Annotated in this window: 11 protein-coding genes; 2 read left to right on the forward strand and 9 right to left on the reverse strand. The window is 64.0% G+C overall.

Annotated elements, in window-relative coordinates; translation table 11 throughout:
* Positions 1 to 12: 12 nt before the first annotated feature.
* The 7 genes from GSQ75_RS16580 to GSQ75_RS16610 all read right to left on the reverse strand — a co-directional run bounded on the left by GSQ75_RS16580 (position 13) and on the right by GSQ75_RS16610 (position 9138).
* A complete protein-coding gene (locus GSQ75_RS16580) occupies positions 13 to 1866 on the reverse strand; it encodes a M1 family metallopeptidase (RefSeq protein WP_158755987.1) in 1854 nt (617 codons plus the stop codon).
* Between the two features lie 73 nt (positions 1867 to 1939).
* Positions 1940 to 2581, reverse strand: coding sequence for a glutathione S-transferase family protein (locus GSQ75_RS16585; protein WP_158755988.1), 642 nt, complete (start codon positions 2579 to 2581; stop codon positions 1940 to 1942).
* 78 nt (positions 2582 to 2659) lie between these two features.
* Positions 2660 to 3610 carry a prolyl aminopeptidase gene (gene pip / locus GSQ75_RS16590; protein WP_158755989.1) on the reverse strand — a complete coding sequence of 317 codons (951 nt, stop codon included), beginning with the start codon at positions 3608 to 3610 and terminating at the stop codon, positions 2660 to 2662.
* A 25-nt stretch (positions 3611 to 3635) separates the two neighbouring features.
* Complete coding sequence (acpA, locus tag GSQ75_RS16595) at positions 3636 to 5336, reverse strand: acid phosphatase (RefSeq protein ID WP_158755990.1); 1701 nt, start codon at positions 5334 to 5336, stop codon at positions 3636 to 3638.
* Positions 5337 to 5367: 31 nt separating this feature from the next.
* Positions 5368 to 6930 carry a peptidase S10 gene (locus GSQ75_RS16600; protein ID WP_158755991.1) on the reverse strand — a complete coding sequence of 521 codons (1563 nt, stop codon included), beginning with the start codon at positions 6928 to 6930 and terminating at the stop codon, positions 5368 to 5370.
* Positions 6931 to 6945: 15 nt separating this feature from the next.
* Positions 6946 to 8502: a peptidase S10 gene (locus GSQ75_RS16605; RefSeq protein ID WP_158755992.1), complete on the reverse strand. Its 1557-nt coding sequence runs from the start codon at positions 8500 to 8502 to the stop codon at positions 6946 to 6948.
* Between the two features lie 141 nt (positions 8503 to 8643).
* Positions 8644 to 9138 (reverse strand): Lrp/AsnC family transcriptional regulator, encoded by a 495-nt coding sequence (locus GSQ75_RS16610; RefSeq protein WP_158755993.1) that lies wholly within the window; start codon positions 9136 to 9138, stop codon positions 8644 to 8646.
* 125 nt (positions 9139 to 9263) lie between these two features.
* On the opposite strand from GSQ75_RS16610, the gene GSQ75_RS16615 reads away from it, so the two are divergent.
* Positions 9264 to 10184, forward strand: coding sequence for a DMT family transporter (locus tag GSQ75_RS16615; RefSeq protein ID WP_158755994.1), 921 nt, complete (start codon positions 9264 to 9266; stop codon positions 10182 to 10184).
* A 20-nt stretch (positions 10185 to 10204) separates the two neighbouring features.
* On the forward strand, positions 10205 to 10903 hold the full coding sequence (locus tag GSQ75_RS16620) for a glutathione S-transferase family protein (RefSeq protein WP_158755995.1): 699 nt from the start codon (positions 10205 to 10207) through the stop codon (positions 10901 to 10903).
* Between the two features lie 7 nt (positions 10904 to 10910).
* Here GSQ75_RS16620 and GSQ75_RS16625 read toward each other — a convergent pair whose 3' ends face one another.
* The gene (locus tag GSQ75_RS16625; RefSeq protein ID WP_158755996.1) at positions 10911 to 11564 is read right to left on the reverse strand and encodes a Pr6Pr family membrane protein; all 654 of its coding nucleotides are present in this window, start codon (positions 11562 to 11564) and stop codon (positions 10911 to 10913) included.
* Positions 11565 to 11632: 68 nt separating this feature from the next.
* On the reverse strand, positions 11633 to 12388 hold the full coding sequence (ubiE, locus tag GSQ75_RS16630) for a bifunctional demethylmenaquinone methyltransferase/2-methoxy-6-polyprenyl-1,4-benzoquinol methylase UbiE (RefSeq protein WP_158755997.1): 756 nt from the start codon (positions 12386 to 12388) through the stop codon (positions 11633 to 11635).
* Positions 12389 to 12391 lie beyond the last annotated feature (3 nt).

Below are 12391 nucleotides of genomic sequence, written 5' to 3' on the forward strand. Positions count from 1 at the left end.
GAGGAGCTGTGATTACTGCGCTTTCTTTGCCTTGGCGATCAGATCTTCCACCACCTGCTGGGTCAGTGGGTGGTAGCCGGCCTTGGCCTTGGCGTAGACCTGTTCGGCATAGGCCAGACCTCCCGGTGTCCCAACCAAGGCCTTGTACAACGGCACGGTCAGATACAGCCGGCCGATGCGGATCATGTGCTCGGCGGCAGCCGGCCACACGGCCTTGTCACCGGCAGTGATCGCATGGCTGTACCAGCGCATGCCGATCTCGGCGTTCGGCGTGCCGGTAAGATGCCAGGCGGCGTCGAGCTGCTGGATCTTGGCCAGCGGGGTGACGTCCGGCAGGCGGTCGAGGAAGTACATCCATTCCTGCGTGTTCCAGTCTTTGGCGCCGAGCTTGTCGGCCGCCATCTGGCCGGCGAGAAAGGCGCTGCGCTCCTGATCGATGGTGTCGAAATGCGGTGAATCGGGCAGCAGCGCATCCTTCGGGATGCCGCTGCCGTAGACCCAGTCCTGCACCTCGGCCCAGCTCATCTTGCCGGGATACTTCTCGATCAGGTTCGGCTTCATGTAGTTGAGCATCTGCTCGGTGGTGATGCTCTGGAACGCGAAGTGGTTGAAGTAGCTCTTGAGGTAGTTGTCGAACGTGGCACGACCGAAACGCTGTTCCAGCGTGCGCAGGAACCACGAGCCCTTGTCATAGGCAACGTCGGACAGCGAATCGTCGGCGTCGATGCCGCGCGGGTCCGGTGCCAGCTTCTGCGAGTTGGCCGGCATTGCACCGATCTCCTTCTGCAGTGCGCGGGCCGACAGCAATGCTTCCTCATCGGCCAGGCCCTTGCCGTACAGCGCTTCGGTGATGCGCCCCTGCACGTAGGTAGTGACACCTTCGTTGAGCCAGATGTCGCGCCACGACGCGGCGGTGACCAGGTTGCCCGACCACGAATGCGCCAGCTCATGCGCGACCAGCGAGACCAGGCTCTTGTCGCCGACCAGCACGGTCGGCGTGGCGAACGTCATGTCCGGGTTTTCCATGCCGCCGTACGGAAACGACGGCGGCAGCACCAGGATGTCGTAGCGGCCCCAGCGATACGGACCGTACAGCTTCTCCGCGGTGGCGATCATCTGTTCGGTGTCTTCGAACTCGTGCGCCGCCTTGCCGACCACCGAGGGCTCGGCATAGACGGCCGAACGCGGGCCGGTTTCCTTCACCGCGATGTCGCCGGCGCCGATCGCCAGCAGGTAGGACGGGATTGGATGCGGCTGGTCGAACGAGTAGTCGCCATTCAACGGATGCTTCGCATCGTTGAGCGCGCTCATCACCACGCGCACATTCTTCGGCGCGGAGACGTGGGCGGTATAGGAGAAACGGATCGCCGGTGAATCCTGCAGTGGCACCCACGAACGCGCGTGGATCGACTCGGATTGCGAGAACATGAAGGGCAGCTTCTTGTCCGCCGTCTGCGCCGGGGTCAACCACTGCAGGCCGGACGCGTCCGGCGATGTGGTATAGACGATGCGCACCTGCGCCGGATGCGTCGGCGTGGCGATCGTGAGCTTCTCGCCGAGCTGCTTGTCGCGCGGCGCCAGCGCATATTTCAGCGGCGTGGTTTTGCCATCGGCGCCGAGCGCTTCGATCTTCGCGATCTTCAGGTCGCGCGTGTCCAGCACCAGCGACGGCGCCTGCGGGTTCTTCCATTCCAGTTTCAGCGTGGCCTGGCCATCCAGCTGCTTGTGCGGGAAGTCCAACTTCAGGTCGAGGTCGAGATGGGTGATGACCACCTGGTCGGGCTGCGCATAGGAATGCGGTTCGCTGGCGTAGGCTGCCAATGGCAGCAACAACGCGCCAAAGGCGAAGGATGGCAGGAGGCGCATGGGGAAATCTCGAACCGGAAAACCCCGAGTATGCCACTGCCCTTGTTCCGCTCGCCCGTGGCGAAAGCTGGGGTTACGGCAATTCGTTCACCGAATGCGGGTCGATCGCATACGGATGCATGGCGGCGAGGAAGCCCGGCTGAGCCTCAATCCACGCGATCCACGTACGAAAATGTGGATAGGCATCCAGCGCCAATCCGGCTTCCCCGGCGCGGCTGGCATAGGCGAATACCGCCATGTCCGCGATGGTGTAACTGTCGCCGGCGAGGAAAGGGCGCGTCGCCAGTTCGTGCTCAAGGATGCCCAGCGTGCGCCGTGCCCCGGCGCGCTTGCCCTCGATCAACTCGGGCGAACGTCGCGACAGCTTGCCGGTCATCGTCCAGTGGCGCAGCGAGCCGATCACCGATTCCACACGCTCCTGTTCGAAATGCAGCCATTGCTGCACCTTGGCGCGATCGAACGGATCGGCGGGCAAATACGGCGTGCCCTCGGCGAGGTAGTTGAGGATCGCATTTGATTCCGCCAGCACGCGGCCATCGTCGAGCTGGATTGCCGGCACGGTGCCGGTCGGACTGATGCGACGAAACGCCGCGGCCTGTCCTTCACCTTCGAAGATGCTGATCGGCACCGTGCGATACGGCCGGCCCAGATGATTCAGCAGCAGGCGCACCTTCCAGGGATTCTGTGAGGGCAGGTAGTCGAACAAGGTCAGCATGGGCATCTCCGTGGATAGGTGATGCCGATACTGGGCGTCGCAACCCTTGGGTGATATACGTTTCTTGCGCGCGAAACTTCAGACGTAGCGATCCGCCAGTTTGTCGGTGGCCTGCACCAGCTGATCGACGATCGCGGGCTCCGACGCGGCATGGCCAGCCAGCACGATGTGGAAGTCGGCTTCCGGCCACGCAGCATGCAGGTCGCAGGCACTTTTCGCGGGACAGATGATGTCGTAGCGGCCGTGCACGATGGTGGCGGGGATGTGGCGGATCTTTGTGACATCGCGCAATAGCTGATCGGGTTCGAGCCAGCATTGGTTGCGGAAATAATGTGCCTCGATACGCGCCAGACTCAGCGCGACCTCGGGTGCGGCGAAACTCGCCTCGGTCTCCGGGCTTTCTTCCAGCGTGATGCTGCCGCCCTCCCATGCGCCCCATGCCTGCGCGGCGGCGAGCCGTACGGCCTCATCGGCCGAATTGAGTCGCCGCCAATAGGCCTCCATCATCTCGCCGCGTTCTTCCGCCGGAATCGCCGCAGCGTAACGCTGCCACTTTTCCGGCAGAATCCACGACACGCCACCTTCCTCGTAGAACCAGCGGACTTCCGCCGGGCGGCACAGGAAGATGCCGCGCAGCACCAGGCCGAGCACGCGTTCGGGATGCGTCTGCGCGTAGGCCAATCCCAGTGTGGAGCCCCATGAGCCACCGAACACCACCCAGCGCTCGATGCCGAGTTGTTCGCGGATCGTCTCGATGTCGGCGACCACTTGCCAGGTGGTGTTGTCGGTGAGGTCGGCGAACGGAGTGGAGCGGCCGGCACCGCGCTGGTCGAACAGCACGATGCGATAACGCGCCGGATCGAAGAAACGCCGGTGATACGTCGCCAGCCCTGCACCAGGCCCGCCATGCAGGAAGATCACCGGCAGGCCGGCGGGATTGCCGCACTCCTCCACGTACAGCGTGTGGATCGCATCGACCGCGATGCGATGGGTCTGGTACGGCTCGGTCTCGGGGTACATCTCGCGCATGACAGCGGTTCCGTTGATGCAGTGATTACGTAGCGTCGAATTGCAGCGCCGCTGTGAGGTCGCCGGGTGGCGGACCACCGGCGGCGATCATCGCCTCGTCGCGCAGCTTCAGGCCAGGCAGTTGCTCCAGCCCGAAGCGGCGGGTTATGAAGCGCAGGATCGAGCCAGTGTCGTAGATGGTGTGATCGACGAAGCCCTTCTTCGCGTACGGCGATACGACCAGCGCCGGGATGCGCGAACCCGGTCCCCAGCGATCGCCCTTGGGCGGCGCCACGTGATCCCACCAGCCGCCGTTCTCGTCCACCGTGACCACCACCAGCATGTGCGGCCATTGCGGACTTTTCTGCAAGGCCTCGACCACCTTGGCAAGGTGACGGTCGCCGGCTTCCACGCTGGAATAGCCGGCATGCATGTTCAGATCGCCTTGCGGCTTGTAGAACGACACCGGCGGCAGCGTGCCGGCCTCGATCGCGGCGATGAAATGATTGCTGTCGGAACTCTCACCGATACCGGCATCGCGCAGGTGCTGCTGTCGTGCCGGTGTGCCGGGCGCGAAGCTGCGGAAGTAGTTGAACGGCTGATGATGGATCTGGAAGTTCGGGCTTTCCGGAAACACGTGATGGTCGCCGTCGCCGTGTCCGTCCAGCGCGAGTTGCCAGCCGCCGGCGTACCAGGCCCAGTCGACCCCGGCATTCGACAGTGCATCGCCGATGGTCAAATGCACCTGCGGCGGCAGCGTGGTCGGGCTGTCGGCGTCGGCGAGTTGGGGGTAGTGCGCATCGTGGCTGAATGCTGGTGCGTAGGCCGGGCCGATCGTGTTCACCGCCCAGAAGTCGGGCGTCAGCGCATCGGGCGAAGCGAACTTCGCGCGTCCCTGCATCGCGCTGGCTGGCGTGTTGTCGGTCAGTACCGGGCGGAGCCCGGTGGGGTCATCACCTTCGACCTGGGCCAGCTGGAATTTTCCTGGCCGCTGATCCGCGTTCGGGTAGAACGGCGGTTGTGCGGCAGCCAGGTATTGATGGTTGAGAAACGAACCACCGAAGGCGCCCATGAAGAAGTTGTCGCACAAGGTGTATTGCTGCGCCAGCTGCCATAGCTGCAGGTTGGTCGCGTTGTCGCCGTAGTGACCCATCACCATCGCGCCGGTATTGCCCCAGGCGACGAAACCATCATTCCTGCCGCCATTGATCTGCAGCTGGTTCTCGTAGAAACGGTGCACCAGGTCGCGTGTGACCACGCCGTGCGGCAATGCTTCGCCCGCTGGCGTATGCAGGGCAAAGGGGCGATTGGGCAAGCCGGTGATGGCATCCTCACCGATCTGGTAGTGCCGGCCATCGACGACCTGCGCATGCGGCGCGAGGCCGCCCCAGATCGGCGGCAAGCTGGTGAGCAGGCTGCCGTCGCGGTCGCGCTGGCGGTATTCGGGCGAGTCGAGATCCTTCAGTGGTTGCGCCAGCCCGGGGAAGTGCGCGAACAGATTGTTGAAGCTGCGGTTCTCGGCATACAGCACCACCACCTGCTGGATGTGCCGGCGCAGCAGGGCGTCGAGCGTATCCGCACTCGTGTCAGCAGTCGCTACTGACCGGCTGTCGCCGGGCGGACGGCAGCTGCCCAGGGTCAGTGCCGCACCGGCCAGTGCGATGCCGCCGAGCAGGCGCCGGCGTTCGGGATTGGGCGGTGCGTCGTCAGCCGCCACCGGCGGCTGGTCAGTGGGCTTGCGGGTCATCGGATCGGTCGGCAGGTATCAGCCTCCGATTCTAGGACTGTGGCGCCGTCTCGTCATAGAAGCGCGCCAGGTCCGCCTTGACCTGCTTCAGCGCATCCACGTCGAAATAGATCATGTGCCCGGACGGATAGAAACCGAACTCGATGTTCTTGCGGACCGCCGGGTCGAGGCCGAGATGGCCGAGGTCGAACTCGGTGGCATAGAACGGCGTGGCGAGGTCGTAGTAGCCGTTGGCCGAGAACACTTTCAGGTGCGGATTGCGGCGCATCGCGTCGGCCAGGTCGGTGCCGACGTACGGTGCCTGGGTGAAGCCATGGCCACCCTTGCGCTTCCAGTCCCAGCCACTGTTGATCACGCCGTAGTTGTTGGGCAGATAGGCGTGATCGCCGGTGTACTTCAGTTCGCTCTCGGCGTACTGGTTGAACGCCGCAAGGTAGGCGCCGGTGGCGGCGTCGCTGGCGGCATCACCGTCAGGCGTTTCGCCGGCGGCATCCGGGTCAATGCCTTCGAAACGGCCGTCCAGACGTCCGACCGTGCGGCGCTGGTCGCGCAACAGCTCCTTGCGAAAACGGCTGGGATCGATGCGCAGGTTCGCCTGCTTTATATAGGTTGGCGACAGGCCGATGTACTGGCTGAGCTGGTTGGCGATGCGGTCGGCCTCGGTCGGCTCGATCGCGTCACCCTTGGCCAGCGCCAGCGTGTAGTCGGTATCGGCGAAATGGCGCACGCCGGCGAGGAAGCTGGCGATATCGGCCGGCTTGTTCGGCACCTTGTTGTGGTACCAGGCGATCGCCGCCTCGCTGGGCAGGTTGACGATGTAGGCATGGTCGACGCCAGTGCTGGACCACACGTTGAAGTCGAGGATCGACGACATCAGCACGACGCCGTTGAACTCCATGCCCTGGTCCTGCAGCAGCTTCACCAGCACTGCCGAGCGGGTGGTGCCGTAACTCTCGCCGAACAGGAACTTCGGCGAATTCCAGCGATGGTTGTCGCTGACATAGCGGGTGATGAACTTCGCGAACGCATCGGCATCCTGATCCACGCCGTAGAAGTTCTTGCCCTCGGCGGCGCCGACCAGTTGCGAGTAGCCGGTGCCGGGCGCGTCGATGAAGACCAGGTCGGTCTTGTCGAGCAGGCTGTAGTCGTTCGGCACGGTTTCATACGGCGGTGGCGGGATCGGCTGGTCGCCGCGGTTGGCCACGCGCACCGGACCGAATGAGCCCATGTGCAGCCACATGCTGGAGGAGCCGGGGCCACCGTTGTACATGAAGGTCACCGGCCGCTTGCCCGGCTTGCCATCATCCACGGTGTAGGCGACATAGAACACGCTGACCGTGGGCTTGTCCTTGTCGTCCTTGATCAGCAAGGTACCCGCGGTGGCCTTGTAGCTGATCGTGCGATTGCCGATGCGCACGCTGTGCTTGCTGACCACGGCACGCTCGGGCGGGATCGGCAGTTCGTCCTTCTTGCTGTCCTTGTCGGTCTGCGCGGTCTTGGCGGCATCCTTCGGCGTGTCGTCGTCGGCGTGTGCAGGAGCACCCATTACCAGCAGCAGGGCGAGGGCGAGCGGAGCGAATAGAGATTTGTGCATGATGGCGATTCCGTATCAGCGCTGCGGAGCGGCATGGTCGTAGAAGGGCGCGAGGTCGCTCTTGAGCTGTTTCAACGCGTCGGTGTTGAGATAGATCATGTGCCCCGAGGGGTAGTACAGGAATTGCAGGTTGCCGCGCAGCGACGGATCGAGGTTCATGTGCGCGAGGTCGTACTCGGTGATGAAGAACGGCGTGGCGAAGTCGTAATAGCCGTTGACCGAAAGTACCTTGAGGTTGGGATTGGTGCGCATCGCGTGGGCGAGATCGCCGGCCACGTAGGCCAGTGGCAGCGGGCGCCGCACGCCGGCGGCCTTGTGCTTCCAGTCCCAGTTCTTGCTGATCTCGTCGAACGTGGGCCGGTAGTCCAGATCGGTGTGGTAGTTGAGCTGCTTGTCGATGTAATCGTGGAACGCGCCGACGAACGCACCGCTGATGCCGCTGTCGGAGGCGTCGTAGTCGGGAGTTTCGCCCGCGGCATCCGGGTCGGTGCCGGTGAAGCGGCTGTCATAGCGGCCCAGGGTGAGGCGCTGGTCACGCAGCAACTCCTTGCGGAAGCGGCTGGGATCGACCCGCAGATTGGCTTCCTTGACGTACTGCACCGACAGGCCAGTATAGGCGGCAAGCTGCTGTGCCACGGCATCGAGCTGAGCGTCCGGGAGATTCTGTCCCTGCGCCAGCGCAGCGGCATACGGGCCTTGCGCCCAGGCGCGGACCTGCTCGAGGAAGGTCTTCAGGTCGGCGGGCTTGTTCGGAATCTTGTCGTGGTACCAGGCAGCGGCGGCATAGGTCGGCAGGTAGCCGACGTAGCTTTCGTCGTAACCCGGGATACGGATGCCGTAATTGAGGATCGACGACATCAGGATCACGCCGTTGAACGCCATGCCCTTGTCCTGCAGCGCGTCGACCAGCGCAGCGGAACGGGTGGTGCCATAGCTTTCGCCGTAGAGGAATTTCGGCGAGTTCCAGCGCTTGTTGAGGCTCACGTAACGCTGGATCGCGCGGGTGAACGCGGAGATGTCCTGGTCCACGCCCCAGAAGTCCTTGCCGGTGGCCTTGCCCAGCGGACGCGAATAGCCGGTGCCGACCGCATCGATGAAGACCAGGTCGGTCTTGTCGAGCAGGCTGTCGCTGTTTGGCACCAGATGGTACGGCGGCGGTGCGGTGGCCTCGGGGCTGGCTGTCTCGATCCGCATCGGTGCGAACGAACCCATGTGCAGCCACATGCTGGAAGAGCCCGGGCCGCCGTTGTACAGGAAGGTCACCGGCCGTTTCTCCGGCTTGCCGGTGTCGACCGTGTAGGCCACGTAGAACACGCTGGCCTGCGGCTCGTTCTTGTCGTCGCGGATGATCAGCGTGCCGGCGGTGGCGGTGTAGCTCACCGAATGGCCATGGATGCTGACGCTGTGCTTCGTGCGAGTGGCGGTTTCGGTGGCTGCGGCCTTGGCGTCATTGGCTTCGGCATGCTTGCCGGTGCCGGCCTTGGCCGACGCGGGGGCTTCGTCGGCATGGCTGGCAGCCAGCGGTGCAAACACGAACGCGCTGGCCAGCAGCAGGGAAATCAGGTGGCGCATGGGGACTCCAATCACATCGAACCAGTCATGGAGTATGCGTGCCTGCCCGCGTCTGCGACCGTGACAAAAGTACTAGGTCATAGTTGGACGTCTAAATACGCTGGCGCATGTCGTACGACGGCGCGGATATCAGGCAGGCAGTCAGCCGCGCGACATGGCCCGCGCGGCATTCCACATCGCGCGCGTCACCGGACGGTTCTCGTGTGGTGTCTGCAACACGATCAGGGTAGTGGTGCTGGTGCTAGCGCCGGTCTTGAGCAGGCGGTCGAGCACCGACTCCAGGTGGCTGATCGACATCGCCACCACGTGCAGCAGGGCCGAGTCCTCGCCGGCCAGGCGCCGGCATTCAAGCACTTCGGGGATATCCGCCACCAGCGCGCCGATGCGCGCGCAGGTGATGCCGTCGCAGCGCAGCCGGATCATCGCGCTGATCTCGTAGCCCAGCCGCTTCGGGTTGACCGTGGCGCGGTAACCGCTGATCACCCCGGCTTCCTCCAGCCGCTTCACCCGTTCGGCTACCGCTGGCGCAGACAGGCGCACCTTGCGACCGAGTTCGGCGTAGCCCAGGCGCGCGTCCAGCTGTAGGGCTTCCAGCAGCTGCCAATCTTTGCTGTCCAATTCGGGTTTCGATTCCAAGGCGGGATCACTCACTGTTTGATTCGATCAACGGCGAAACATCAGGAAAACGATTCGATGCATTATTCCTCGGCGTCATCGCCAAGACTAGGATGCGCACTTCCCTGCCTCGGAATCCGTTCCCCATGGACACCTCTGAGCGCCTTGACGGGCGCGCACTTTTCTACATCGGCATCGCGCTGCTGACCTGGTCGTCGGCGTACGCCGCGATTGCCTATGCGCTGGCCTCGTTCACCCCGGGCGAGGTGGCGTTCGCGCGGCTGACGATCGGCTCGCTGTGCTTCGCCGTGCTGCTGCTGGTGAGGCGCGTGCCGCTACCCGCGCGACGCGACTGGCCGCAGCTGGCGTTGCTCGGCGTGATCGGGCTGACCGTGTATCACCTGTGCCTCAACTACGCGGAAACACGCATCGCCAGCGGTACCGCGGCGATCCTTATCTCGCTGGTTCCCGCCGCCACCGCTGCGGTATCGGCGATCTGGCTGCATGAACGCTTGTCCGCGCGCACGCTGACCGGCCTTGGCATAGCGCTGGTCGGTGTGGTGATGGTGGTGCTGGCCAGCGGCAAGCAGGTGAAGTTCGAACCGATGGCGGCGCTGGTATTGCTCAGCGTGCTCGCCTCGGCGATTTACTGGGTCGGCCAGAAGCCATTGTTCGCGCGCAACAGCATGGTCGGCGTTACCGCATTCACGTTTTTCGCCGGTACGCTCGGTGCGCTGCCGTTCGGTACGGGCGTAGCGCAGGCGCTCATCGCTGCGCCGTGGTCGCATATCGCCGCGTTGCTGTGGCTGGGCATCGCGCCCACCTTCATCGGTTATCTCGCGTGGAATGCCGCGTTGCGCCGGGTCTCTGCTTCGCAGGTCTCCAGCTTCATCTACTTTTCGCCGCCGATCGCGGTGTTGATCGGCTGGCTATGGCTGGGCGAGCGCCCCGGTATGCTGACCCTGGTTGGTGGCGTGGTCACCGTTGGTGGCGTGGTGCTGGCGAATGCGCGGCGGCGGACCGCACCGATCGTTCCGGTAGCGTCCGACACCTGCGAACAGAACTGAACCAGTTAGAGGGCAGCGGCATGTACGAGCTGTATATCGCCAACAAGAACTACTCGTCCTGGTCGTTGCGGCCATGGCTGCTGTTGAGTGAACTCGGCATTATATTCGAGGAGCGGCTGGTGTCGTTCGCGCCCGGCACCGGATCGAGCTGGAGTGCCTTTCGCGCATTCTCGCCGAATGGCAAGGTGCCGTGCCTGCACGATGGCGACACGGTGGTATGGGATTCCCTGGCGATTGCGGAGTATCTGGCCGATCGTCATCCGGGAGTGTGGCCGGCCGATCCGAAGGCGCGCGCATGGGCTCGCTGTGCGGCCGCCGAGATGCATTCGGGCTTCAGCGCCCTGCGCATGTATTGCGCGTTGAGCTGCGGTTTGCGCATCCGCTTGCGTGACGATCTGCCAGCGGCGTTGCACAGCGATATCGCGCGTATCGATGAGTTGTGGCGTGAGGGTCTGGCCCGCTTTGGTGGCCCGTTCCTGGCTGGCAACGCGTTCGGTGCAGTCGATGCGTTCTTCGCGCCGGTTGCCTTCCGCATCCAGACCTATGGCTTGGCGCTGAGTGATACGGCGACTGCCTACGCGCAACGCCTGCGCGAACTGCCGCCGATGCGTCGCTGGTATGCCGACGCGCTGCAGGAGAGCTGGCGTGATGCGGAGCACGAGGAAGAGGTGAAGCAGTTCGGCACCTTGCTGGCGGACTTGCGCGTGCCGGCAGGCTGATGTCGTTTCAGGGCTGCACAGACAGCGGCGTGCGCCGCACCTGCCAGCGTCCCAGTGCAACCAGCAACAACGCGACTGCGACGAATACCAGCAGCACCGCGCAGGCATCGACCAGTACGAGCAGATAACCCAGCTTCGTGACGTCGAGGAACGGATAGGGATACCAGTGATCCACTGCGCCACGCGCCAGCACGTAGGCGAAATAGGTAGCCGGATACAACTGCCAGACGATAACCTGCGGCCAGCGCAGCGTCGCCTTCGGCACCGCCAGCCACCAGTACAGCAGGAACAGCACCGGCATCACCACGTGCAGGATATTGTCGGTGACGATCTGCCAGCCCTGCGGCTGCCATAGCTGGCGCAGCATCAGGTTGTAGATCGCTGCGACGATGACGATGCTCATCGAGATCGCGGTATGCACGTCGGGCCGGGTGAAGAAACGGCTGAGTGTTCCACGCGGCCCGCGTGCATCGGCAGTCAGCGCCAGTGCCACCAGCACGTTGGTCAGGATGGTGAAGTAGCCGATATAGGTCCATACCCCGGCCAGTGCACCTTGCCCATTCGCTATGCTCAGCTGGATCGACAAAAGCAGTTGTAGCGCGAGCGTGAACCAGCCGAGCAGGGCGGCAATGGCGGCGAACAAGCGGTAACGGTTCGGCATGGACGCAATCACTCGATGGGATCAGGCCGATTCGATCTGGTAAGAGATCCGTGTCACGGGTCTGCAGCCTAAAGCTTGTACGCCCGATGGATCGCCACGATCCCGCCACTCAGGTTGCGCACTTCGACGCGGCCGAAGCCGGCGCGCTCCATCATGCCTTTGAGGGTCTGCTGATCCGGATGCTTGCGGATCGACTCGGCGAGGTACTGGTAGCTGTCGGCGTCGCCGGCGAACAGCTGGCCCAGCTTCGGCAACACCTTGAACGAGTGGAAATCATAGAGCTTGCCGAACAGCTCGCTCTGCACCTTGGAGAACTCCAGCACCAGCAGGCGGCCGCCGGGCTTGAGCACGCGGCAGATGTCGGCCAGTGCCTTGTCCTTGTCAGTGACATTGCGCAGGCCGAACGCCATCGTCACCGCATCGAACGAGTTGTCCGGGAACGGCAGTACTTCGGCGTTGAGTTGTGCCCAGCGCAGGCCGCTGACCAGACCACGATCAGTCATGCGATCGCGGCCGACGCCAAGCATCGCGGCGTTGATGTCGCCGACCACCACTTCACCCGCGTCGCCGACAACGGGCTTCAGCAGCGCGGCGATGTCGCCGGTGCCGCCGGCCAGGTCCAGCACGCGGTCGCCGCGGCGCACACCGCTGATGGCCACGAAATGCCGTTTCCACAGCCGGTGCACGCCGAACGACATCAGGTCGTTCATCAGGTCGTAGCTGCGCGCGACCGAGGTGAATACCTGGCCGACCAGCTTCTGCTTGTCACCGACCGGGACGTCGCGGAAGCCGAAATGGGTGGTCTTGGATTGCGGATCGTTCATACG

The sequence above is a fragment of the Dyella sp. S184 genome (assembly GCF_009766065.1).
Taxonomy (GTDB): Bacteria; Pseudomonadota; Gammaproteobacteria; order Xanthomonadales; family Rhodanobacteraceae; genus Rhodanobacter.

Coding starts and splice junctions, on each gene's coding strand:
- GSQ75_RS16580 (WP_158755987.1), bottom strand. CDS start 1,866: ATGCGCCTCCTGCCATCCTTCGCCTTTGGCGCGTTGTTGCTGCCATTG.
- GSQ75_RS16585 (WP_158755988.1), bottom strand. CDS start 2,581: ATGCTGACCTTGTTCGACTACCTGCCCTCACAGAATCCCTGGAAGGTG.
- pip (WP_158755989.1), bottom strand. CDS start 3,610: ATGCGCGAGATGTACCCCGAGACCGAGCCGTACCAGACCCATCGCATC.
- acpA (WP_158755990.1), bottom strand. CDS start 5,336: ATGACCCGCAAGCCCACTGACCAGCCGCCGGTGGCGGCTGACGACGCA.
- GSQ75_RS16600 (WP_158755991.1), bottom strand. CDS start 6,930: ATGCACAAATCTCTATTCGCTCCGCTCGCCCTCGCCCTGCTGCTGGTA.
- GSQ75_RS16605 (WP_158755992.1), bottom strand. CDS start 8,502: ATGCGCCACCTGATTTCCCTGCTGCTGGCCAGCGCGTTCGTGTTTGCA.
- GSQ75_RS16615 (WP_158755994.1), top strand. CDS start 9,264: ATGGACACCTCTGAGCGCCTTGACGGGCGCGCACTTTTCTACATCGGC.
- GSQ75_RS16620 (WP_158755995.1), top strand. CDS start 10,205: ATGTACGAGCTGTATATCGCCAACAAGAACTACTCGTCCTGGTCGTTG.
- GSQ75_RS16625 (WP_158755996.1), bottom strand. CDS start 11,564: ATGCCGAACCGTTACCGCTTGTTCGCCGCCATTGCCGCCCTGCTCGGC.
- ubiE (WP_158755997.1), bottom strand. CDS start 12,388: ATGAACGATCCGCAATCCAAGACCACCCATTTCGGCTTCCGCGACGTC.